Origin of the sequence: Acetobacter pasteurianus (assembly GCF_009914215.2) — a bacterium.
GTDB lineage: Bacteria > Pseudomonadota > Alphaproteobacteria > Acetobacterales > Acetobacteraceae > Acetobacter > Acetobacter pasteurianus.
Genome location: NZ_CP039846.2, coordinates 934,337 through 957,553, shown reverse-complemented (window position 1 = coordinate 957,553; position 23,217 = coordinate 934,337). Strand labels below are relative to the sequence as shown.

Genomic DNA, 23,217 nt, shown 5'->3' with positions numbered 1-23,217 from the left:
ATCAGTTTCCCTGTTCGTGTTCTGCCGGGTTGTAAAAGGTAAGGGGGGATGGCTTATCCGCCCGCTCCAGCGCATCACGCACGCGGGAGAGAAGGGCATCTACATTGGCCACCAGTTCCTGTTTTTCCGTGCCCGTGCGGGTTTGCTGTTGCAGCCCTTTTTCAACAGCAAAGGAAATGCGTTGCAAGGCACGATCCAGCCGGGCTATGGGGTCTTGCCCAGCCGGTGGCTGTGTGGCCGGGTGCTGTTTACCAGCGTGTTCGTCAGTCTGGGGCAAAGACGGCTCCACGGCTTGATCCTGCATTCTTGTTTTTGTCAACTGCGCTCAGGAATCACCCGCAAACGCGATGGCGTCAAGCATGCTAACCAAAAACGCTTCACTTTTCTTGCCAAAATTGCAGCCAGACAGGCTGTTTACGATTGATGGATACGAATCTGGCATGGCTGCCTGTCGTGCTGCGCGTGAAGTGGCGGGCATGATAGACGGTACAAGCGCGCGTTTTGGTTTTTTGTCTGCCCCGGGTGCTGCTGGTTTTATGGGGGCGGGTTGGTGGTTGGCTCTTATTGCAGCGCTGGAGGATTCGGCAGGCTGTGCATTTTGGCATGCGCTGGATTGCGGTGGCAGCGCAGCTTATGCATTGGGTGCCGTACGTATGGGCCAAAAACACGCAGTGTTGCAGGCTCCTACGGCCCAGTTTAAGGCGGTAAAAGCGGTTTATATGCAGGAATCTGGCATGTTGTTGCGTGCCCGGCCGCCATCATTTCACCTTATACCATCATTATGTCACACGTCTTCTCTTGTCGGGTATTTCACCGACGGTTATTGCCAATCCTCAGATCCGGAAAATAAACTGCCGGACACAAGGCAAAAAAAGGATTGTTACCCATGACACTTACCCCCAAGGTTAAGGCTATTCTCGACCAGTACGAGAGCGATAATCCCGGCACCAAGATGAATCTGGCTCGTCTGCTTAACGCAGGTAAGCTGGGTGGCACGGGCAAGCTGGTGATTCTGCCGGTTGATCAGGGGTTTGAGCATGGCCCGGCCCGTTCCTTTGCAGCCAATCCGGCAGCATATGACCCGCATTATCACTTTGAGCTGGCTATTGAAGCTGGCCTGAGCGGCTATGCAGCACCGCTGGGTATGCTGGAATGCGGCGCAGCAACATATGCTGGCGAAATTCCGCTGATTCTGAAGTGCAATAGCTCCAACAGCCTTGCAACAGAAAAAGATCAGGCTGTAACGGGCACCGTGTCTGATGCACTGCGTCTGGGTTGCTCCGGTATTGGTTTCACCATCTATCCAGGTTCCGAATACTGCTTCGAGCAGATGGAAGAACTGCGCGAACTGGCGGCAGAAGCCAAAGCTGCTGGCTTGGCCGTTATTGTATGGAGCTACCCACGTGGCCCCGTTCTGGACAAAAAAGCTGAAACCGCAGTGGATGTATGCGCCTATGCCGCACATATGGCAGCGCTGACGGGTGCGCACATCATCAAGGTAAAGCCGCCAACGGAAGTTGTGGCGCTGGATGCCAACAAGCCAGCGTATGAGCAGAACAAGATTGACGTTGCCACTCTGGCTGCCCGCGTGCAGCACGTGGTGCAGTCCTGCTTTGCAGGCCGCCGTATCGTGATCTTCTCCGGTGGTGCACATACCAGCACGGATGAACTGCTGCAGACCATTCAGGGTATTCAGGATGGCGGTGGCTTCGGTTCCATTATCGGTCGTAACGTGTTCCAGCGTCCGAAGGCAGAAGCTCTGGCCCTGCTGGACAAAATCACCACCATTTTCAAAGGCTAAAACAGCCGTAGTATCTGCGCAGCGGGCATGAGATAAGGAACGCTATGTCTGATCTTTATCTTGTTACGCCTGCTGTGTCTGATGCGCAGGCTTTTCTACCTGTCCTTGAGGCAGGTTTAGCGCACCATCAGCCCGCAGCCGTGTTGCTGCGGCTGGTGGATATGCCTGCTTCTGCGGCTCGCCAGACCGTATTGCTGCTTAAACCGGTTATTCAGGCGCGTGATATCGCCCTGATGCTGGAAAATGCCCCCACTCTTGCGCAGGAAACCGGGTGTGATGGCGTGCACCTTTCTGCGTCATATACAGCGGCTTCTGTAAAAGATGTGCGGCGTATTATCGGGCCGGATCTTCAGCTTGGCGTGGCTGTGGGGGAAAGCCGAGATGCCGCCATGTGTGCTGGTGAAGATGGCGCAGATTACATCTGCTTTGGCGCAGAAGATGGCGCATCTCTTGAAACTGTTTCTGCTCTTACGCGCTGGTGGTCTTTGATGATGGAGCTGCCCGTGGTGGCGCAGGCGCAAACCCCGGCTGATCTGACCGCGTTGAATGCCAGTGGGGCAGATTTTGTTATGCCATCTGAACAGTGGTGGCAGCAGCCAGATGCGTGGCAAGGCTGATTTTTGTCGGGTTTGATACGGGTTTTTGCCATGTTTGCGGGCAATGCTAAGTATCAGAACGTGCTTTCTGATCAAACAGATCATACTGATCTGCGGATGAAGGAAGCGGCACGATTATCGAGAACTGGATATTTTCCATGCTGAATAAAAAAACATTCCTGATGCTGGCTATGGCTGCTGGTGTTGTGGCTGCTCCGGCTGTGCATGCACAGGGTTTTGGCGGCGGACTGGGCTCTATCGGTAAAAGTGCCCTGTCTGGTGCTGAAAGCGGTGTGGCAAGTCAGGGCACAAGCATGGCATCCAGCATGCTGCCAAGCCTTTCTTCCGCCAGCACGGGCAATCTGGCCGGTATTCTTGGCTACTGTGTGCAGAACAATGTGCTCCAGCAGAGCTCTTCTACAGCACAATCCGTTCTGGGTAGCCTGACACAGCAGCCGGGCGTGACATCTTCCAGCGCGTATGAAGCCGGCCAGCGCGGCCTGCTGCAGACTGGCAATAACCAGATGTTCTCCTTGGCAAACCTGAAGGGTGAACTCAAAACCAAGCTGTGCAGCATGGTGCTGGATAAGGCGCAGTCTGCCCTCTAATTCTGCGGTGGTGTTAGCAGGCTTCCTTGCCTGCTTCATCCATAAAAAAAGCCCCTGCCGGTATTTACACTGGCAGGGGCTTTTTGTGTTCTCAAACTGTTTTCAGGGCAGTTGTAAAACAGGCGGCGTTGTAAGGTTTTCCTTGCGAGATGTGTAGGTGGCTGTAGCCGGTTGCGTGCGTGCGGCCACCGTGCTGGCCTGTGCCTGTGCCTGTGCCTGTGCCTGTGCCTGTGCCTGTGCCTGTGCCTGTGCCTGTGCCTGTGCTGTGGGCAGTGGGTTTGCAGGGGTTACAGAGGCCGCAGAAGCAGATGTGCTGGTAGCTGCGTTTTGTTGCGCAACAGGTGGAAGAACAAGATCCTGCGTGAAGTAAAGCACACCGTTAGATTGCGGAATTCCCGTAACCCATAGGTGGGATGTCATGCCTTGTCCGTTGCCAATAACCACTTGGCCAGACGGCCCATCCACCCACGCTGAAAGCAACTGGCCATTCAGGGTAGGCAACCCGACCGATTGGGTGGGGGAGGCCAGAGCCGCCTGCTTGATTTTGGCCAGAGGCCACCGCCCTTTTACAATGGTGTAAGACAGTATTTCCTTGATAACTGCCGTATTGTCCGGGCTTGTCAGCTTGTTGCCTGTCTGGGCATCATAGGTTTCCAGCGCGGAATTCGGGATACCGAAAACTGTAAACGGTCCATCTTGCTGGAGAATGGCAAGCAGCCCTGTTGCCGTGAGCAAATGGGTGTAATCTGCCATTTCCAGAGAACTCGGAAGCGTGTCTGACAAAGGACGGTCGCAAAAAGCCGGTGTTTCTGGGTTGGGATAGGCAATCTTGCTATCTGGGGCACCTTTTGGTTCGGCCCCAGCAAAGTTCTGGCTTTGTTGGGTGGGTACGTACGTGCGTGTGCCCGAAACTGTTGGCATCATGTATGAACAGGTTGAATTGGCAACTTTATACGTATCCTGCCGTGCGCGGCTTTGCGTACAGCCGCCAAGCACCAAGGCTGCAATGCCTATGGCTGCGGGTGCAAGCGCACGAGAGGTAAAGGCTGTTCTGTACAGAACACGCTTAGAGTGCATGGATGTCTCCCAAAAGATCATGCCGCTAAAAGAAAGGCTGGCTTCATGAAGTAGAAGACCGCACCGGGCATACTCAGCACCCGTCTCCTCGCATTGTCCAGGCTGTTACAATACCGTTTACCAGCTCAAACGTGGTCTGGCAGGTGTAGGTATAGGCTGTGCCCATGCCACCACCCATGCCGCCCCATCCACCATCCCAGCCGCCCATGCCCCAGCCGGGGCCGTATCCGCCCCAGCCACCCCAGCCGCCGTCCCATCCCCAACCGCTCATGGGCATGGTGTAGTCGGTTTGCTGGTTGATATAGGCCAGAAAGGTATGGTTGCCAGAAACAAACTGCCGCGTTGGCACGCCAAATGTACGCACCACATCGGTTGTTTGTTTGCCGATCATGGAATCAAGCTGGCGCCGTTCCTTTTTGCTGGGTACCTGGCAACCCGTTAGGGCCAGAGCGCCCAGCAGCAGGATAAATCTTTTATGCATCATGGCAGCTCTGGCTCCCGCCGGCAGTTTTGTAACCGGGCATCATACGGATAAATGTTGAACAACATATTATGGTTGCGCCAAATGTTGCAGACTAACCGTTTATCCACAAGACGTTCTGTATACGTGTTGTGCCGCAAGCCAGCATAACCAACCTATCAAATCCCAGCGCAATGCCAGAGCAGGTGGGCATATGGGGCAGGGCGCTGAGCAGTTTTTCATCCACCGGCCAATCTGGGCGGTTGGGGTAGAGGGTTTTGCGCTGGTGGCGGTCGGCCTCAAAACGGAGGCGTTGCTCTGTGGCGTCTGTCAGTTCTTCAAAAGCGTTCGCCAACTCCATGCCCGCAGCATAAAGCTCAAACCGTAGGGCCACACGTGGGTCTTGCGGGCTTTTGCGCGCCAAGGCGGCTTGGCTGGCTGGCCAATGGGTAAGAAACGTAGGGCGCGTGCGGCCAATGGCTGGTTCTATGCGCTCCATTAGCAGGCGGAAGAACAGGTCCTCCCACGTTTCGCCCTCACGCAATGTGCTGCCTGCCGCGTTTGCCAATGCCTGTGCATTCCCTTCTGTAGGCAGAAGGTCGACACCGGCATGGCGATGGAAGGCTTCTTGCATGGTCAGCCGCTCAAACGGGCCGGATATGTTCAGGCTATGGCCAGAATGGTGGAGAATCGGCGGCAATACGGCTTGTAAAAGGGCCTCGGTTTCATCCATCAGCCCTTCCAGTGTCATGTTGGGTTGGTACCATTCCAGCATGGTAAATTCTGGGGCGTGCAGGTGACTGTCCTCGCCATTTCGCCAGACACGCGCAAACTGAAAAACAGGGAGCCCGGTGGCCGCCACAATACGCTTCATGGCAAATTCCGGGCTGGTGTGCAGGAACAGGTTTTGTTGCACGCCATCAGGTGCTTCTTGTACCGTATGGAAGGGTTGAAGATGTACCTCCTCCCCCGGTGTAGGCACGGCGTAAGGCGTTTCCACTTCCACACAACCACGCGCTTCCAGAAAGGCGCGGGCTCCGCGTAAAACCAGATTACGGCGCAGCAGAAAAGGAAGCCGGTCAAGAATATGATCTGGGTCTTTCATACCCGGATCAGGCTGAACAGTTGCAGAGTCTGACATGAGAGGAGTAGAGGCGTGACATGTCTTTCCCGGTCAAGCCCTCTTTTTCACGGCGCAAAACATTGCGCACCCCGGATGATCTGATAGCAGCCGGTTTGGTGCCCCCCAAACAGCATGAGATGCTGGATGATGTTGCCCAGCATTATGCCACAGCCATTCCACCGGCTTTTCTGGATTTAATCACCACGCCGGATGATCCGATAGGCGTACAGGTTGTGCCCTCCGCCCAGGAATTGGAGATTGCGCCAGAGGAACGCTCTGACCCTATTGGGGATAACGCGCTTTCACCCGTGCCCGGCATTGTGCACCGTTATGCAGATCGGGCGTTGTTAAAGCCTTTGCTGATCTGCCCGCTTTATTGCCGATTCTGCTTTAGGCGCGAGCATGTGGGGCCAGATGGCGGTGTGTTGGATGATGCAGCACTGGAACAGGCGCTGGAGTGGCTGCGCACGCATGAACAGATTCGCGAAGTGATTCTGACAGGCGGAGATCCGCTGATGCTTTCTCCGCGTCGACTTGGGCATATTGTGGCAGCGCTTTCGGCCATGCCGCACGTCACGACTATTCGTGTACATAGCCGTGTGCCTGTAGCAGATCCGGAGCGGGTAACAGATGCCCTGTTGGATGCGCTGGAAACAGACAAAGCAATGTGGATGGCTGTACACATCAACCACGCGCGGGAAATGTCCGAGCCCGCGCGGGCATGCCTTAAGCGCATTGTGCGCAGGGGTATTCCGCTACTGGGGCAATCTGTTCTGCTGCGTGGTGTGAATGATAGCGAGCAGGCGCTGGAAGACCTGTTCCGCGCTATGGTGGAAACCCGCATGCGCCCATATTACCTGCACCAGTTGGACCCAGCCCCCGGTACAGCGCATTTTCATGTGCCGGTAGAAGAAGGGCAGCGCCTGCTTGCAGGGTTGCGCGGGCGCGTAACCGGTTTGGCGTGGCCGCTCTATGTGCTGGATATTCCCGGGGGTTACGGCAAGGTGCCGTTGGGGCCTGAATATGTGCAAGGCCCCAAGCAAGTGAAAGACCCTAAGGGAACCACCCACAAGTTGGACAGGCTATAGGCTTATTCGCCTATAGCGGCACCGCCGGGGTGGCGTCTGTCATACCCGCCAAAATACGGCGGGGCACCTGTGGTCTGGTCTGTTAAGCGTGGGCTGCCGGCAAGAATACCCTCTGGTATGCCCCACGGTGCATGAGGGGCAAAATGGTAGCCCTCATGCTCCAGCGTGTGTTCTACAGATGAAGAGACCGCGCCGGATTCTATTTCCACTGCATCGGGCATCCACTGTTCATGTAGGCGCGGCAGATCAATAGCCTGCTGGATATCCAATCCGTAATCCACAACACCCAGAATAACAGACAGCACAATGGTGGGAATGCGCGAGCCACCGGGGCTGCCTATCACCATAACGGGCTTGCCATTACGGGAGAGAATGGTGGGCGTCATGGAAGAAAGTGGCGTTTTACCCGGAGCAATGGCGTTGGCTGTGCTGCCGGGAATACCAAACATATTGGGCGCGCCGGGTTTGATGGAAAAATCATCCATCTCATCATTCATGAAAATGCCGGTATTGCCACCAATCACCTTGGCGCCAAACCATCCGTTCAGTGTGTATGTAGTGGAAATGGCAAAGCCATTTTTGTCCATTACAGAAAACTGTGTGGTTTCAGGTTTTTCGGCAGAGGAATCCCCGGCTTTCAGGGATGTAGAAGGCACAGCATGATCTGTGGGAATATGCGCCCGTATTTCGGCTGCGTAAGTTGTGTCTAGCAAATGCTGGCTGGGGTTGGGCACAAAAGCCGGATCACCCAAATCACGCCTATCAGAATAAGCGTGGCGCATGGCTTCTATTTCACGCTGCAAAGCTGGGGCTGTGTGCAAACCAAGGGTTTGCATATTGTAGCCACCCAGAATGTTCAGCATTTCACACAGGGCAACACCACCGGCACTTGGGGGTGGTGCGGTTTCCACTTCCAGCCCGCGATAATGGCACGTTAGCGGAGGCAGCTCGCGCGGTGCGTAATGTGCAAAATCTGCAAGGGTAAGGATGCCACCATTCTTGCGAGAGGCATCTACAATGGCATGGGCAATGGGGCCTTTGTAAAACGCATCTGCCCCGTGGCGGGCAATCTGTTCCAATGAGCGGGCAAGGTCTTTTTGCACCAGTTTGTCTCCCACCTGTAGGGGAGAGCCATCGGGGCGCAGGAAAATAGCCCGTGCATAGGGGTCTTTACGAAAAGCCTCGGTCGAGGTGTTCAGTAAGGCTACATCTCCCGTTTCTAGCACAAAGCCTTCACGCGCCAGCCGAATGGCCGGGGCTAGCACAGCCTGACGCGGCAATTTGCCCCAGCGTTTATGAACTTCCTCCAGACCAGCAACAGTGCCGGGAATGGCAACAGCCTTCCACCCGATGACGGACTGATCGGGCAGCACATTGCCGTGCTCATCCAAAAACATGGTGGGGGTGGCCGCAGCGGGGGCTTTTTCCCTAAAATCCAGAAAAACACTTTGCTGTTTGCCCGGTGGGCGCAGCAGCATAAAGCCGCCTCCGCCCAAGTTACCTGCCGCAGGGTAAACAACAGCCAATGCATACCCCATAGCCACGGCGGCATCTGCTGCATTGCCGCCTTGGGCTAGAATGTGTGCTCCGGCTTCAGATGCAAGGCGTTGGGCAGAAACGGCCATGCCATGCACCCCACGTATGGGAGCTAAAGGGGGTAACTGATCAGGCTGCGTTGTGCTGAATGCCAGTGGGTCTGGCGCAGATGCCACAGGTGCCGCTGCCCATAGCGGCTGTACGGTAGTAGCCCCCACTCCCATACAAAGCACTGCCATCGCCACCAAACGGGAGGGGAGGGAGAAACGCTGTATGGGAGCAGGCATGGGGGCTTATCCTTTTACAGGGTAGGGTGGGCAGGTATAGCCAGCAGGAGAAAGCGTGAAAATTTCATAACCTTTTTCGGTTACAGCCAGCATGTGCTCAAACTGGGCGGAAAGGGAGCGATCTCGCGTTACAGCTGTCCACCCATCTTCCAGAATTTTCACATCGGCTTTGCCAATGTTCAGCATGGGCTCAATGGTAAATACCATACCTGCCTTCAGCTTCATGCCTTCACCGGGGCGGCCATAGTGCAGGATGTTGGGCTCGGTATGAAAGGTCTGGCCGATGCCGTGGCCGCAGAAGTCTTCCACAATCGAATAACGATGTTTTTCTGCATAGCTCTGGATGGCGTAACCAATATCACCCAGCGTGGCACCGGGGCGTACGGCTTCAATCCCGCGCATCATGCTTTCATAGGTTGCCGTAATCAGCTTGGCTGCTTTGATAGCAACCTTGCCCACTGTGTACATGCGGCTGCTATCACCAAACCAGCCGTTCAGCTTGGGGGTGACATCAATATTCACGATATCCCCTTCCTGCAGAACGCGATCACCGGGAATGCCATGGCACACAACATGGTTAACGGAAATACAGCAGGATTTGGGGTAACCGCGATAATTCAGCGGGCCAGGCACGGCGCCATGCGCCAGCGTGTATTCATGAATAATACGATCAAGTTCCCCAGTGGTCACGCCGGGTTTGACGTAAGGGGTAATCATATCCAGCGTAGAAGCTGCCAGACGGCCGGCAGCACGCAACATTTTAAAATCTTCTTCAGTATGCAGAATAATTCCGCCTCTGCCGGCCATAATGCTGCTCCCTAAATTTTGCAGGCGTTAAACGAGTCAGCCGCAAGATGGAACTAGCAAGCAGTAAAGGCAACCCGCTTATGCCGTTGCGGATTGCCTAAGCCGGAAGAATCGGCAGAAAAAACTCAGGTATGGTTATGTGCTGTGCGGTGTTTGGTTGCACTTCTGGAAGAAGTTGCCGTTGCAGGCCGCACCTTGGCACCAATCAGCCGCACATGGTGGCCGCCAGAAACTGGCATGGCCAGAACGTGTCGGCCACGGCGTGCCGCAGGGGCTGAGGCCACTTCCACCACACGGCGGTGGGCAGATGCCGCCATGATAAGTGCATGATGGTTGCGGGCTGTGCGTGTGCCAATTTGGGCACGGGCCAGCATAAGGGGCCGTGCAACAGGGGCTACACCTTCTGCATCAAACCCGCGGTCTAGCTGATTGGCCATAACCAGTGAACGCTGGGTATTGCTGGAAGCCCCCATAACCACGCCCACAAGCCGCACGTTATCGCGAATGGCGGAGGTAACAAGGTTACGCCCGGCTTCCTGTGTGTAGCCGGTTTTCATGCCATCTGCCCCTGCATACACTTTCAACATGGGGTTGTGGTTGGGAATGATACGGCGGTGGAAGCTGAAATACGGTGTTGAAAAGTAGTGGTAATATTCTGGGAAATCAGAAATCAGACGGCGGCCCAGGGTGGACAGGTCGCGCGCTGTTGTCATCTGGTCCGGGTCAGGCAGGCCAGAGGCGTTGCGGAAGGTGGTGTTGCTCATGCCCAGGTAATGGGCCTGCTGCGTCATCATTGCGGCAAACTGGGGTTCGCTGCCGCCACCAATCAATTCACCCAATGCGCAGGCGGCATCGTTGGCGGATTTTGTAACAAGAGCCAGAATCGCCTGTTCAACCGTAAGATGCGAGCCGGGAACCAATCCGAGTTTGGAAGGTTCCATAGTAGAGGCATGGATGGAAACGGGCACAGCCTGATCCAGTGAGATGGCACCAGCGCGCAGGGCGTTGAATGTCATATACAGGGTCATCAGCTTTGTCAGGCTGGCCGGGTAGCGGCGGAGGTCTGGATCATCTTGCGAAAGAACAGCGCCTGTGCGTGCATCTACCACAATGGAGCTTAACTGCCCCGCATATTGTGCATGCGCTTTGCCATAAGTGGCGGTGGTGCCAACGGCTAATCCTGCCAGCAGGCCAATCCATTTGCGCAAAGATGGCGTTTTTTTACGTTTCAGCTTGGGCAGTTTATTGTTTTCTGCCGTTGTTGCGTGCCGCATTACTGTCCTGTCTGCCACTGCCACCCCCACCTGCTTCCTGCAGGGTTACTATTCCGTCTGCCGCTTAAGATCGCAAGCCCACGACTGCATAAATCTGGAAAAATCCGAATCAGGGTTTCAGTTTTAGCGGCGTGGTAGTGTGTCTGTTTTCGTGTGTTCTGCCTATGTGGCACAAATATGGCAGTGCACAGAGCATAGGCACGTTATAAAGGTATGGCGTGGTATGTCCTCTTCCATATGGGGTTGCCGTAACCAATATGGTGGAAGATACAGCCTCATGATTTTGTCTGACCTGCTGCCGGAGTTTGCCCATAATGGTTCTGCATCGCGATCCTGTTCTGCATACGGGTAATGGGCCTTTGCGCCGTGGCGGAGGCACGGATTCTTCAGATGATGGCGCTGATATTGGCGTGGTGGTGCGGGCCAAGCCCAAAACCCGCAAGCCGGCCATGTACAAAGTGCTGATGCTGAATGATGATTACACCCCAATGGAATTTGTGGTGTACGTGCTCGAACGCTTTTTTCAGAAGAATCGGGAAGAGGCCACAGACATCATGCTGAATGTGCATCGGCGTGGTGTTGGGGTGTGCGGTGTGTTCACTTATGAAGTAGCGGAAACCAAGGTGGCGCAAGTTATGGATCTGGCGCGGCAAAACCAGCACCCATTACAGTGCACGATCGAAAAAGACTGATCACTTCTGCAACGTTATTGCCAAAAAACGGCATGATACGCGTTTTTTACGCGGAATAAGACTCGCATTTCCTGAAGAAGCAGCCAAATATGATAACAAGGGCTGCGGGTATGGTGGGTAGCGTTGCTACCGTGCCTGCAATGTCTGGGGAAAGGAGCGTCTCGTCATGTTGTCACGCAATCTCGAACAGACTCTACATCGGGCGCTCATTCTGGCCGGTGAACGGCATCATGAATACGCCACGCTTGAGCATCTGCTTCTTGCCCTGGTTGATGATGCGGACGCCGTTACGGTGTTCCGGGCGTGCGGGGTGGATCTGGACCGCCTGCGCACGGATCTGACAGGTTTTCTGGATAAGGATTTGGCCGGGCTGGCATCTGATCGGCCAACAGAACCAAAACCTACCGCCGCGTTTCAGCGCGTTATTCAGCGGGCGGCTATTCATGTGCAATCAACCGGGCGGGATGAGGTAACAGGCGCAAACGTGCTTGTGGCCCTGTTTGCCGAACGGGAAAGCCATGCAGTGTATTTCCTGCAGTTGCAGGATATGACGCGGCTGGATGCTGTTAACTTTCTGTCTCACGGTATTGCCAAAGCGCCGGATCGTTCCACGCGCCGCCCGGTTGCGGGCACGGAATCCAATGCAGAAAAGGGCGGGGAAGAACCCGAACGGACAGAAAGCAAGAGCCAGAAGGGCAATCAGGATGCGCTGTCTACCTATTGCGTCAATCTGAACGATAAGGCGATTGCCGGTAAGGTAGATCCGCTTATCGGACGCGATACGGAAATTGAGCGTACCATTCAGATTCTGTGCCGCCGCACCAAGAACAACCCACTTTATGTGGGGGATCCGGGTGTAGGCAAAACCGCCATTGCGGAAGGGCTTGCTCGCCGCATTGTGGAAGGTAACGTGCCAGAAGTGCTGCTGAAATCCACCATCTATTCGTTGGATATGGGCGCATTGCTGGCAGGCACACGCTACCGCGGTGATTTTGAAGAACGCCTGAAAGCTGTGGTGACAGAGCTGGATCAGGACCCGCACGCCATCTTGTTTATTGATGAAATCCACACCGTTATTGGTGCTGGGGCAACATCAGGCGGCGCGATGGACGCCTCCAACCTGCTTAAACCTGCATTGGCGGCAGGCACTCTGCGCTGCATTGGGTCCACAACGTATAAGGAATTCCGGCAGCACTTCGAAAAAGACCGTGCACTTGTGCGGCGCTTCCAGAAAATTGATGTGCCAGAACCCACCATTGATGATGCGGTGAAAATTCTGCGCGGCCTGAAAGGCAGCTACGAAAAACACCACAAGGTGCGTTACACGGAAGAAGCCATTCGTGCGGCAGTGGAACTGTCTGCCAAATACATTCATGATCGCAAGCTGCCTGATAAGGCGATTGACGTGATTGATGAGGTAGGTGCTTCCCGCATGCTCCAGCCAGAAGGCCGCCGCCGTAAGACGGTGAACCTGAAGGATGTGGAAGACATTATCGCGCGTATTGCCCGCATCCCACCCAAAAGCATCTCTGCGGATGATAAGGAAGTGCTGCGTTCTCTGGAACGTGACCTGAAAGGGATGGTGTTCGGGCAGGATCAGGCCATTGATGCCTTGTCTGCGGCCATCAAGCTGGCGCGTGCTGGCCTGCGGGATGCAGAAAAGCCGATTGGCAACTATCTGTTCTCTGGCCCCACAGGGGTTGGTAAAACAGAAGTAGCCCGTCAGCTTGCAACGGCGCTGGGGATTGAGCTGGTTCGCTTCGATATGTCCGAATACATGGAGCGGCATTCCATCTCTCGTCTGTTGGGTGCGCCTCCGGGGTATGTTGGGTTCGATCAGGGAGGTTTGCTAACGGATGCCATTGATCAGCACCCACACGCTGTGCTGCTTCTGGATGAAATCGAAAAGGCACATCCAGATCTGTACAACGTGCTGTTGCAGGTGATGGATAACGGAAAGCTGACAGACCATAACGGCAAGACGGTCGATTTCCGCAACGTTATCCTGATCATGACCACCAATGCCGGTGCGTCGGATATGAGCAAGGAAGCCGTGGGCTTTGGTCGTCAGGTGCGTGAAGGTGAGGATGAAGAGGCCATCAAACGCCTGTTTACGCCAGAATTCCGCAACCGTCTGGATGCCATTATTCCGTTTGCACACCTCTCGCCTGAAATTGTGGGGCAGGTGGTTGAAAAGTTTGTGCTCCAGTTGGAAGCACAGCTTGCAGACCGCAACGTAACCATCGAACTGTCTTCCGCAGCCAAGGAATGGCTGGCAGAGCGCGGGTATGACAGGCTGTATGGCGCACGGCCTCTGGGGCGCGTTATTCAGGAATCCATCAAGAAGCCGCTGGCCGAAGAACTGCTGTTTGGCAAGCTGGCAAAGGGTGGAGCCGTTAAAATTGGCCTGAAGAACGGTGAACTGGCGTTTGATATTGTTGAAAGCAATAGCTCATCCAACAATGGGGAAGACACCCACGGCAGTGAGCATGAGGAAGAAGCAACGGGCTGATGAATGTCTGCCACGTGCGTAAATAACAGCAGGGCCGCCAGAAAATATCTGGCGGCCCTGTTTGTATGTGCTGCGTGGAACTGAAAAAGATCAGTCGTACTTGGTGCCGTTAACCGTAACAGAACCTGGAATTGGCCAGGATTTGCCAGTGCCACGGTGTGTCCAGTCAATGCCCTGTTTGCGGTAGGAATCGTAATAATAACGCCCCACCACTTCCACCTGGTCTCCCTTATTGACCCACGGCCATGAGGGTGTGTGCATTTCATCCAGATTGGTCACAATGCGGATGGAAATGTTGGGGGCAACGGTTACATAAAAATATCCATGCCACCCGCTGCGTGTATGGCGCGCCTTGGCGCTGACTGCGCGCACGGTGCCGCAGATATGGACGGGTGTATCCCCTTTGGCACCGCCGTTTTCATAATCCTGCTGTTTGTTCAGGAAATCCTGATTATTGCAGGTTGCAGGCATGGAGGAGGCAGAAGGAGCTTCCTGCTTCCAGCCCCATCGGGCTTGTGCTGGGGAGGAAAGGCAAGAGGCTACCAGACCCGTAAGGCCTGCCAGCATAAGTGCGGGAAAACGTGAAGACATCATTCAGGTTCAGTTCTGTGGAGTGGGGATCTGGCCTTTTTCAGCCAGAAGATGGGCGCGGTATTCATCCAGAAAGTGTTCAACTTCTGGCGCGGGCTTGGGTGTAACCTGATGCAGGTTTCTAAGAGCGCGAATAATGGTGCCAATTACCACAAGGCGCGCATACCATTTGTGGTTGGAAGGCACGATAATCCACGGTGCATATGGGCGCGCTGTTTCGGCAATGGCATCCTGATAAGCTGTGGCGTATTCCTTCCAGAATTCACGCTCTTTCAAATCGGAAGGTGAGAATTTCCAGCGCTTTTCTGGAATATCCAGCCGGGCCAACAGGCGTTTCCGCTGTTCTTCGGGCGAGATGTTCAGGAAAAACTTAAGCACCACAGTGCCTTGGCGGCTAAAATAGTGTTCCAGATGGCGGATATCGCTAAAGCGGCCTTGCCAGAATTCAGGGGTGTTCACTTCCCCCGTCAGATGAGCGTTCTGGAGCAATTCTGGATGCACGCGGGTTACCAGCACATCTTCATACTGGCTGCGGTTAAAAATAACGATACGCCCTGCCTGCGGTGCGGCGGTATGGATACGCCATAAAAAGCCGTGTTGCAGTTCAGTCGGGCCGGGTTGTTTGAAAGACGTTACGGAAACCCCTTGGGGGTTCACGCCAGACATTACATGCTTGATAGTGCCATCTTTACCCGCAGCATCCATACCTTGCAAAATGATCAGCAGAGAGTGGGTCTGGTTGGCGTAGAGAAGTTCTTGCAATATTTGCAAAAGGCTTTTGACTTTGCGCAGCAGAAGTTTTCCATCTGCTTTTGTCAGGCCCAGATTGCCGTCATCATTCGGATTATGCGCGCTTAGTTTAAACTTGCTGCCATCCGTAACATGATAGCTGTCTAGCGCATCCAGAAAGCGCGAAAGGGTATTCATGCTATAATTGCCTTACAAAATATTTGCCCTTCACAGATTGCGGCGGGGCATATGTCAGTCATAAAGGCAGGTTCAATCTTGTCAAAAAAAGAGGCGCTTCTCATATTCTGAGTATGATATCCGTAAATTCTTCTATTTCTGCGCCATCCGAGCCAGAAGAAACACATTCTCTCGCAGGTATGTTGCTGGTGGCTTCCCCCATGTTGGCGCAAACACCTTTTGCTCAGAGTGTGATTTATATCTGCGCGCATGCGCCAGATACGGGCACAATGGGGTTGGTGGTGAACAAGCGCTTGGCTGTGGCCAGCTTTGATGAATTGCTAGCCCAACTTGATATCCAGCCCATGCCCCCGGTCCGGCGGATTGGTTTGTGTGCAGGTGGCCCGGTAGATGCAGGGCGGGGTCTTGTGCTGCATTCCGCTGAATGGGAAGGGGAAAATAGCCTGAGTGTCAGCCCAAATGTTGCCCTGACAGGCAGCGTGGATGTGCTGAAGGAAATTGCCGCAGGCAAAGGCCCGCAAGAAGCCTTGTTGGCTATGGGCCATGCCAGTTGGACAGCCGGACAGCTTGAAGAAGAAATTCTTCAGCAGGATGCCTGGCTGGTGGCACCCGCCACGCGGGATATTGTGTTTGGGAGCGACCATGCAGCCAAATGGCGGCGTGCCTTGGCTTCTATCAATATCGACCCATTGCGCTTGAGCGGACAGGTGGGCCATGCCTGAGGGCAGTATGTTTCCGTCTGGAATTAGAGTGTGCGTGAAGAATCAGACAAGGCAGGCTCCACAGGTTTTCTGGCCCAACGCCAAGAGGTAATGCCCTGCCGGGCCAGTTCACGGTGCATGACCATGATGGGCCATTTTCCCGCGCCCTCATACTTCCCCATTCCGTCAGGCGCGGAAAGTCTTTTGGCCAAGGCTTCCACAATGGTTACGGAGCGATGCCGCCCGCCTGAACAGCCAATGGCAATGGTGGCGTATTTCTTGCCTTCCTGTACAAAGCGCGGAAGCACCAGTTGCAGCATGGTATGAATCTGGTTCAGGAAGGGCAGGTAATCGCGGTCTTCAGCCACATATTCTGCTACGTCAGCATCCAAACCGGTTTTTGGGGCCAGTTCCGGCACATAATGCGGATTGCGCAAAAAGCGGGCATCAAAAACAATATCAGCTTCACGCGGCAGGCCCGCCGGGTAGGCGAAGGACATCAGCGCTACAGTCAGGCCTTCCTGCGCCCCACCTGTCCACGGGCTAAAGCGGCTTTCTACAAACTGGCGTAGCTCCGGCGGGGGCATATCTGTTGTATCAATCACCAGATCAGCCGCAGCCCGTAGCGGAGCTGTCAGGGCTATTTCTTCTTCAATGCCTTCTTTGATACTGCCGTGCGGTGCCAGCGGATGGCGGCGGCGTGTTGCCGTATAGCGGCGTAGCAACACGCTTTCATCTGCTGTGGCATAAATCAGTTCAACACGCAGGTGCGGGTTCATGCGCAGGCGGGCCATGGCTTCCAGCACGGCGGAAGCATCAAACCCACGGGTGCGGGAATCTACCCCAATGGCAACAGGGCGTTCTGCACGGGCAACAATATCATCCAACATCCCAAGTGGTGGGTTGTCGATAACTTCGTGTTCCAGATCTTCCAGAATCCGCAGGATAGAGGATTTGCCCGCCCCAGATAGGCCGGACACCAGCAGAATGCGGCGTGGTGCGGGCGTATCATCTGCCGTAACCATGAACGGCTTTTCCTCTCCATCTTGAGGCTGGCAGGTGCTGGTTGATGATGCAGAAAGATGCCAGAACCCGGAATCAGCCAGTAAACCTGTTAAGTGCTTTGCTCAGCCACTTTACTGCAGTTTGGCCCGTTGTGAGAAGGCATTATCCTCAAGGCAGGCATCACTTCGTAACACATCGTTGCGTTTTGTGACGTAAAACAAGGCGTTTGTTACGAAAGAGAAAATTGCGGTCTGTTCATTCTTGCCTTACGTCCTGACATTGTCATGACGCAAAAACAACAGGCAGATCGGGCTTTGGTGAAACAGCATACACCACATCTTAAACATATAACGGGCGGATTTGTTCTTTCAGGCATAACGGCGCCGCATATCAAAGGGCTTGATATGGCTGAGCAGTGCCGTGCAGCACTGGAGCAGGGGGTAGAGCTTCTGGCCCAACAGGGGCATGCCTTGCATGATGTTACCCATATTCTCTGCACAGTTGCTGATGCCGAAAATTTTCCGTCCTGTTTTCCCGTTTTTCGGCAGTTTTTTCCTTCCATTTCCCCAATCATGACACTGATGTGGTTAAAGGATGCGCCTTCTTCCCAGCCCAAAATTATTTTTGAGCTGGTTGTGCAGGAAGAAGTGGCTGAAGCGCAGGAAGAAGATTACGCCTTCTGAATGCACTCTGTTTTACCGGGCTAACGAGTGACAATGACCCGTGGGAGCTGAATGGTAAAACAGGCTCCGATAACCTGCCCATTCTGGTTGTGCAGATTATCAACGGAAATCGTGCCGTGCAGGGCTTCTATAATCTGACGGCTGATGGAAAGCCCCAAGCCTGAGTGTTGGCCGAAATTTTCATTCTTCGGGCGCTCGGAATAAAAGCGGTCAAAAATCGAATCCAGCTTGGCCTGCGGAATGCCCGGGCCTTCATCTGCCACAGAAATGGTGACCATCTTGCCTGTTGGCATAGCTGAGAGCGTGATGTGGCCGTTGGGCGGAGAAAAGGAAATGGCATTACCAATCAGGTTGCGCAAAACCTGCACAAGACGATCTTCTACAGCCAGAACTTCCAATGGGCTTTCTGGGGTATCACCCTGCACATTTGTTTGCACAATGGGTTGCCCATCTTGCCGGGTAGCCTGCTGAATTTCTGCCAAAACAGAAAGCAGCGGTGCAATGGCAACAGGTTCGGCCTTTGCGCGCGACATTTCGGCGTCCAGACGGCTGGCGTCTGAAATATCGGTAATCAGCCTGTCCAGCCTGCGCACATCATCGTTGATAATGGTCAGCAGGCGGCGTTGTTGGTTCAGGTCTTCAATACGCAGCAGTGTTTCAATGGCCGAGCGGATGGAGGACAGCGGATTTTTAATTTCATGGCTGACATCAGCGGCAAAGCGTTCAATGGCGTCCATACGCTTCCAGAGTGCTTGTGCGCTGGCTTGCAGGGCACGTGCCACATCACCAATTTCATCACGTCGGGCCAGCAGTCGTGCGGGCACGGTGCCAGTGCGGCCTGTTGCATCACGCATAACCTGTGCTGATGCGGCCAGCCGCAACAGTGGCCGCGCAATGGTGAGAGAGAGGTACCACGAGAGCAGTACCGTCAGCACAAGAGCCATCAGAAAAACGGACAGAATGGAAGACCGAATGGCAAACAGGGACCGATCAACCTGTGAGGCCACGCGGGTTAGCTGAATAATGCCAATGGTGCTGCCATCATGCATGACAGGTTCAGCTACCGTAATAATCAGGCGACCCCGTGCGGTACGCCGGATATAGGGCGGTGCTTCCAGCGGAGGTGGCGGCGGTGCGCCTTTTGTGCCGACAGCTGTGCCGGAGGGCCGGGCAGGAATATCTTCCTCATCCGTATTCAGCGTGACAATGCCCGAATTATGGCTTCCCCATAGCCATGTCAGAAACCGTTCATAAATGCCGGGCTGCGTGGCCGGTGGAAAAGGAATGGTTTTAACACGTTGCTCATTGCGCGGTGTGGCTGGGGCAGGTTCTGCTGTTTCAGGCCAGTCTGCCAGGTTGTCAGCCACCAAGCGGCCATCTGGCCCAAACAGGCGGGCATGGGCGTTGGGGCTTGGTTCTGTCAGCCGCAGCAACAGTGGGCGGGCCAGAGATTCTTCCAGCACATAGTCACGGTCCTGCGGATTAGTAGCATGGGGGTGTGCGGCGCGTACGGCACTTTGCCCCAATGCGCCCGCATAAATCCGGGCCTGTTCACGCAGGGCGGTAACTTCTGTTGCCAGCAGGCCGTTCCGAAACTGGTTCAGAAACAGAATGGTCACGCCCAGCAGGGCAATTGGCAGAATGTTAACCAGCAAGACCCGCCGCATCAGCGGAGAAATCAGCCGTGTGCGAGAGGCCTGATAAGCCGCTGTGGCTTCTATACTGCCTTTGCGGGGTTTGTTGCCCGGCATGGACAGATAATGCAGGCCACCAATGCGGCCTGCCAGCGCCTTAAAAAAAGAAGGGGCGGGCTGGCTGGTCATGAACCGCGATCAGTCTTCCCGATATCGGTAACCGATACCGTACAGGGTTTCGATCTGGTTGAATTCGTCATCCACCTGGCGGAATTTTTTGCGTACACGTTTGATATGGCTGTCGATGGTGCGGTCATCCACATACACGGTGTCCCCATACGCAGCATCAATCAGCTGATCGCGGGATTTCACCAGTCCGGGCCGCTGGGCCAGTGTTTTTACCAGCAGAAATTCCGTTACGGTCAGGGGCACATCTTCCCCTTTCCATGTGCATTTGTGGCGCAGCTCATCCAAGGAAAGGTTGCCACGCACCAATGCGCCGCCCGTAGGCTCCCCATTGGCTTCTGCACGGCTCACTTCATTCCGGCGCAGAAGGGCACGAATGCGTTCCAGCAGCAGGCGTTGGGAGAACGGCTTGGTGATGTAATCATCCGCCCCAAGGCGCAGGCCCATAAGCTGGTCAACTTCCTCGTTCTTGGAGGACAGGAAAATGACAGGCAGGTTGGAGCGGGTGCGCAACCGTTGCAGAAGTTCCATGCCATCCATGCGGGGCATCTTGATATCCAGAACAGCCAGATCAACCGGATAAGCCGTTAAACCCTGCAAGGCCGATTCGCCATCTGTATATGTGCGAACATTGAAGCCTTCTGCCTCCAGCGTCATCTGCACCGATGTCAGGATATTGCGGTCATCATCCACCAGCGCAATTGTCTGCTTGGTGCGCTCTGTCATTGTCTGCGTTGTCCTTCCCTGCTGCCATGCGAGCAAGCCCTATAGACTAGGCCCTGCCATCCTATCCTGCCAAGTGCCCCTGTCCAGAATCGGCCAGCTTTTTTCTGTATTGTGTAGATAGGGCATAAAATCATGCACATGGCAGGGGTGGCGGGTCTTGTCGGCGGCGTTTGTGTTGCTTACTTCAAAAGGCATGACCCAAGATACAGATCCCACACAGGTCGAAACGCCGGCAGCACAGCCGGCCCCGGCCGAGCAGACGGCTCCGGAACACGAAGCCGCTGCTGAAGCTGCGCAGAACGGTCAGCCAAGCGGCCCGGAAGCGCGTATTCAGGAACTTGAGCAGACCGCTGCTGACTTTAAAGAAAAGTGGCTGCGTTCAGAGGCTGAAAACCAGAACCTGCGCGCTCGTGCAAAGCGTGATCTGGATGATGCCCGCCAGTACGCCGTGCAGAAATTTGCGCGTGACGTGGTGGAAGCGGCAGAAAACCTGCGCCGTGCGCTGGCCAGCCTGCCACCTGCGCAGGAAGGCGAAGATTCTGTGCTGACCAAAATGCGTGAAGGCATTGAAAGCACGGAACGCTCCTTCATTTCTATTCTGGAACGTCACGGCATCAAGTGTGATGACCCGGCAGGCAAGCCGTTTGATGCCAACCTGCATCAGGCAATGGCAGAACAGCCGAGTGCTGAGCACGAACCCGGTACGGTCATGCAGGCATGGACGCCAACATGGACGCTGCACGGGCGCCTGCTTAAGCCAGCCATGGTGGTGGTTGCCAAGGCTTCCTGATCAGGAGGTTACGGCATGGCGGCAGGTAAAAAATCCTGCCCGCCAAGGTGTTTTCCCTTCTTGAAAAAGAGAAAACGCCACCATACATCAGGGTTATCATTCAGGCCTGCTTTTACCCCGTTATGGGCAGAGCGGGCGGGTAAATGAAAGCAAGGGCCTTTTCTGGTGCTTCGGGCCAGATGGGGTCGCTGAAAGGGAATATATAATGAGTAAAGTTATTGGTATCGACCTTGGTACGACCAACTCCTGCGTTGCAGTGCGTGAAGGTAATGAAACTAAGGTTATTGAAAACAGCGAAGGCGCACGTACCACCCCGTCTATGGTAGCTTTCACCGAAGGTGGTGAAATGCTGGTGGGGCAGGCTGCAAAGCGTCAGGCAGTTACCAACCCGGCCAACACTTTCTACGCTGTTAAGCGTCTGATCGGTCGTCGTTTTGATGATCCGACAGTCCAGAAAGACAAGGAAATGGTGCCCTACGCCATTGTTCAGGGTGACAACGGCGATGCATGGGTTGAGGCGCGCGGCAAAAAATATGCCCCCTCACAGATTTCCGCCTTCGTTCTGGGCAAGATGAAGGAAACGGCTGAATCCTATCTGGGTGAAAAAGTTTCTCAGGCCGTTATTACTGTTCCGGCTTACTTTAATGATGCCCAGCGTCAGGCCACCAAGGATGCAGGTAAGATTGCCGGCCTTGAAGTGCTGCGTATCATCAACGAACCCACAGCAGCTGCTCTGGCTTACGGGCTGGAAAAGAAAAGCGGCGGCACCGTGGCTGTGTATGACCTTGGTGGCGGCACGTTTGACGTTTCCGTTCTGGAAATTTCCGATGGCGTGATCGAAGTGAAATCCACCAATGGTGATACGTTCCTGGGTGGTGAAGACTTTGATAACCGCATCATCGGCTATCTGGCAGATGAGTTCAAACGCGAACAGGGTATTGATCTGCGGTCTGACAAGCTGGCTCTGCAGCGTCTGAAAGAAGCAGCAGAAAAAGCCAAGATCGAACTGTCTTCTTCCAAGGAAACAGAAATCAACCTGCCGTTTATCACGGCTGATGCGTCTGGCCCGAAACACCTTGTTCTGAAGCTGACCCGCGCCAAGCTGGAAAGCCTTGTGGACGATCTGGTACAGCGTACGCTGGAACCCTGTAAGGCAGCGCTGAAAGATGCTGGCCTGTCTGCTTCTCAGATTGACGAAGTCATTCTGGTTGGCGGTATGACCCGTATGCCTAAGGTTATCGAAACGGTTAAAGGCTTCTTTGGTAAAGACCCTGCCCGTAACGTGAACCCCGATGAAGTTGTGGCCATTGGTGCTGCTATTCAGGGTGCCGTTCTGAAGGGTGATGTTAAAGACGTTCTGCTTCTGGACGTAACGCCGCTTTCTCTGGGTATTGAAACGCTGGGTGGTGTGTTCACCCGTCTGATCGACCGCAACACAACCATTCCGACCAAGAAGAGCCAGGTGTTCTCCACGGCGGAAGATAACCAGAGCGCTGTGACCATTAAGGTCTATCAGGGCGAACGCGAAATGGCAGCCGATAACAAGCTGCTGGGTAACTTCGACCTTACTGGTATTCCCGCAGCTCCGCGTGGCGTGCCGCAGATTGAAGTGACCTTCGATATCGATGCCAACGGCATTGTGTCTGTGTCTGCTAAGGACAAGGCAACCGGTAAGGAACAGCAGATCAAGATCCAGGCTTCTGGTGGTCTGTCCGATACCGATATCGACAAGATGGTGAAGGACGCTGAAGCCAACGCTGAAGCCGATAAAGCCAAGCGTGAGCAGGTAGAACTGCGTAACAATGCCGAAGCTCTGGTGCATCAGACTGAAAAGTCTCTGACCGAAGCTGGTGACAAGGTTCCGGCCGCTGAAAAGAGCGAAGCTGAAAGCGCCATTGCTGCTGTTAAGGCCGCTATGGAAGGCACAGACGCAGAAGCTCTGAAAAGCGCAACCGAACGTCTGACACAGGCAGCCATGAAGGTGGGTGAAGCTGCTTACAAGGCTGGTCAGGCTGGTGAAGCTGCTCCAGAAGCAGAAGCAGCAAAGCCGGACGAAAAAGAAATCGTTGACGCCGACTTTGAAGACGTGAACGACACCAAGAAGTCCTGATCG

23 protein-coding genes are annotated in these 23,217 nt (G+C 54.6%); 11 read left to right on the top strand and 12 right to left on the bottom strand.

Going from position 1 to position 23,217, the window contains the following annotated elements:
- Position 1: 1 nt before the first annotated feature.
- The gene (locus FCN51_RS17915; protein WP_003630953.1) at positions 2–304 is read right to left on the bottom strand and encodes a hypothetical protein; all 303 of its coding nucleotides are present in this window, start codon (positions 302–304) and stop codon (positions 2–4) included.
- Positions 305–359: 55 nt separating this feature from the next.
- On the opposite strand from FCN51_RS17915, the gene FCN51_RS17910 reads away from it, so the two are divergent.
- From FCN51_RS17910 to FCN51_RS17895, 4 genes are all read left to right on the top strand, one after another.
- A complete protein-coding gene (locus FCN51_RS17910; protein WP_160256512.1) occupies positions 360–890 on the top strand; it encodes a hypothetical protein in 531 nt (176 codons plus the stop codon).
- Positions 887–1,801, top strand: a complete 915-nt coding sequence (locus tag FCN51_RS17905; protein WP_003624754.1) for a class I fructose-bisphosphate aldolase — start codon at positions 887–889, stop codon at positions 1,799–1,801. The genes FCN51_RS17910 and FCN51_RS17905 overlap by 4 nt, the downstream gene beginning before the upstream one ends.
- Before the next feature lie 44 nt (positions 1,802–1,845).
- The gene (locus FCN51_RS17900) at positions 1,846–2,418 is read left to right on the top strand and encodes a thiamine phosphate synthase (protein WP_160256511.1); all 573 of its coding nucleotides are present in this window, start codon (positions 1,846–1,848) and stop codon (positions 2,416–2,418) included.
- Between the two features lie 161 nt (positions 2,419–2,579).
- Positions 2,580–3,005 (top strand): DUF2501 domain-containing protein, encoded by a 426-nt coding sequence (locus FCN51_RS17895; RefSeq protein WP_174714285.1) that lies wholly within the window; start codon positions 2,580–2,582, stop codon positions 3,003–3,005.
- 102 nt (positions 3,006–3,107) lie between these two features.
- On the opposite strand, the gene FCN51_RS17890 is transcribed toward FCN51_RS17895, so the two are convergent.
- From FCN51_RS17890 to epmA, 3 genes are all read right to left on the bottom strand, one after another.
- Positions 3,108–4,103 (bottom strand): fasciclin domain-containing protein, encoded by a 996-nt coding sequence (locus FCN51_RS17890; protein ID WP_160256510.1) that lies wholly within the window; start codon positions 4,101–4,103, stop codon positions 3,108–3,110.
- 52 nt (positions 4,104–4,155) lie between these two features.
- A complete protein-coding gene (locus tag FCN51_RS17885; protein WP_006116827.1) occupies positions 4,156–4,566 on the bottom strand; it encodes a hypothetical protein in 411 nt (136 codons plus the stop codon).
- Positions 4,567–4,657: 91 nt separating this feature from the next.
- Positions 4,658–5,683: an EF-P lysine aminoacylase EpmA gene (gene epmA / locus FCN51_RS17880; protein WP_160256509.1), complete on the bottom strand. Its 1,026-nt coding sequence runs from the start codon at positions 5,681–5,683 to the stop codon at positions 4,658–4,660.
- Between the two features lie 20 nt (positions 5,684–5,703).
- On the opposite strand from epmA, the gene FCN51_RS17875 reads away from it, so the two are divergent.
- Positions 5,704–6,753, top strand: coding sequence for a lysine-2,3-aminomutase-like protein (locus tag FCN51_RS17875; RefSeq protein ID WP_160256508.1), 1,050 nt, complete (start codon positions 5,704–5,706; stop codon positions 6,751–6,753).
- 2 nt (positions 6,754–6,755) lie between these two features.
- Here the strand turns inward: FCN51_RS17875 and ggt are convergent, their stop codons facing one another.
- The 3 genes from ggt to FCN51_RS17860 form a co-directional block, all read right to left on the bottom strand.
- Complete coding sequence (ggt, locus tag FCN51_RS17870; RefSeq protein ID WP_160256507.1) at positions 6,756–8,576, bottom strand: gamma-glutamyltransferase; 1,821 nt, start codon at positions 8,574–8,576, stop codon at positions 6,756–6,758.
- A 6-nt stretch (positions 8,577–8,582) separates the two neighbouring features.
- Positions 8,583–9,383 (bottom strand): type I methionyl aminopeptidase, encoded by an 801-nt coding sequence (gene map / locus FCN51_RS17865; RefSeq protein ID WP_003623842.1) that lies wholly within the window; start codon positions 9,381–9,383, stop codon positions 8,583–8,585.
- A gap of 125 nt (positions 9,384–9,508) precedes the next feature.
- A complete protein-coding gene (locus tag FCN51_RS17860) occupies positions 9,509–10,657 on the bottom strand; it encodes a D-alanyl-D-alanine carboxypeptidase family protein (protein WP_003629714.1) in 1,149 nt (382 codons plus the stop codon).
- Positions 10,658–10,971: 314 nt separating this feature from the next.
- On the opposite strand from FCN51_RS17860, the gene clpS reads away from it, so the two are divergent.
- Together clpS and clpA are read left to right on the top strand one after the other, a co-directional pair.
- Complete coding sequence (gene clpS / locus FCN51_RS17855; protein WP_003623838.1) at positions 10,972–11,349, top strand: ATP-dependent Clp protease adapter ClpS; 378 nt, start codon at positions 10,972–10,974, stop codon at positions 11,347–11,349.
- Between the two features lie 166 nt (positions 11,350–11,515).
- Positions 11,516–13,861, top strand: a complete 2,346-nt coding sequence (gene clpA / locus FCN51_RS17850) for an ATP-dependent Clp protease ATP-binding subunit ClpA (protein ID WP_003623836.1) — start codon at positions 11,516–11,518, stop codon at positions 13,859–13,861.
- A gap of 90 nt (positions 13,862–13,951) precedes the next feature.
- Here the strand turns inward: clpA and FCN51_RS17845 are convergent, their stop codons facing one another.
- Both FCN51_RS17845 and FCN51_RS17840 read right to left on the bottom strand, forming a co-directional pair.
- Complete coding sequence (locus FCN51_RS17845; RefSeq protein WP_160256506.1) at positions 13,952–14,455, bottom strand: DUF3465 domain-containing protein; 504 nt, start codon at positions 14,453–14,455, stop codon at positions 13,952–13,954.
- A gap of 6 nt (positions 14,456–14,461) precedes the next feature.
- Complete coding sequence (locus FCN51_RS17840; RefSeq protein WP_003623830.1) at positions 14,462–15,379, bottom strand: polyphosphate kinase 2 family protein; 918 nt, start codon at positions 15,377–15,379, stop codon at positions 14,462–14,464.
- 113 nt (positions 15,380–15,492) lie between these two features.
- Between FCN51_RS17840 and FCN51_RS17835 the strand changes: the two genes are divergently transcribed.
- Complete coding sequence (locus FCN51_RS17835) at positions 15,493–16,101, top strand: YqgE/AlgH family protein (protein ID WP_003623828.1); 609 nt, start codon at positions 15,493–15,495, stop codon at positions 16,099–16,101.
- Positions 16,102–16,124: 23 nt separating this feature from the next.
- Here the strand turns inward: FCN51_RS17835 and rapZ are convergent, their stop codons facing one another.
- Complete coding sequence (gene rapZ, locus FCN51_RS17830) at positions 16,125–17,105, bottom strand: RNase adapter RapZ (protein ID WP_160256505.1); 981 nt, start codon at positions 17,103–17,105, stop codon at positions 16,125–16,127.
- A 264-nt stretch (positions 17,106–17,369) separates the two neighbouring features.
- On the opposite strand from rapZ, the gene FCN51_RS17825 reads away from it, so the two are divergent.
- The gene (locus tag FCN51_RS17825; protein ID WP_003623823.1) at positions 17,370–17,768 is read left to right on the top strand and encodes a RidA family protein; all 399 of its coding nucleotides are present in this window, start codon (positions 17,370–17,372) and stop codon (positions 17,766–17,768) included.
- Positions 17,769–17,788: 20 nt separating this feature from the next.
- Here the strand turns inward: FCN51_RS17825 and FCN51_RS17820 are convergent, their stop codons facing one another.
- Entirely contained in the window at positions 17,789–19,591 is a 1,803-nt protein-coding gene (locus tag FCN51_RS17820) for an ATP-binding protein (protein ID WP_124294950.1), read from the bottom strand.
- Positions 19,592–19,600: 9 nt separating this feature from the next.
- The gene (locus FCN51_RS17815) at positions 19,601–20,314 is read right to left on the bottom strand and encodes a response regulator transcription factor (protein WP_003623821.1); all 714 of its coding nucleotides are present in this window, start codon (positions 20,312–20,314) and stop codon (positions 19,601–19,603) included.
- A gap of 193 nt (positions 20,315–20,507) precedes the next feature.
- Between FCN51_RS17815 and FCN51_RS17810 the strand changes: the two genes are divergently transcribed.
- Together FCN51_RS17810 and dnaK are read left to right on the top strand one after the other, a co-directional pair.
- Positions 20,508–21,104, top strand: a complete 597-nt coding sequence (locus tag FCN51_RS17810) for a nucleotide exchange factor GrpE (RefSeq protein WP_035362208.1) — start codon at positions 20,508–20,510, stop codon at positions 21,102–21,104.
- A 205-nt stretch (positions 21,105–21,309) separates the two neighbouring features.
- Positions 21,310–23,214 carry a molecular chaperone DnaK gene (gene dnaK, locus FCN51_RS17805; RefSeq protein ID WP_003623819.1) on the top strand — a complete coding sequence of 635 codons (1,905 nt, stop codon included), beginning with the start codon at positions 21,310–21,312 and terminating at the stop codon, positions 23,212–23,214.
- Positions 23,215–23,217 lie beyond the last annotated feature (3 nt).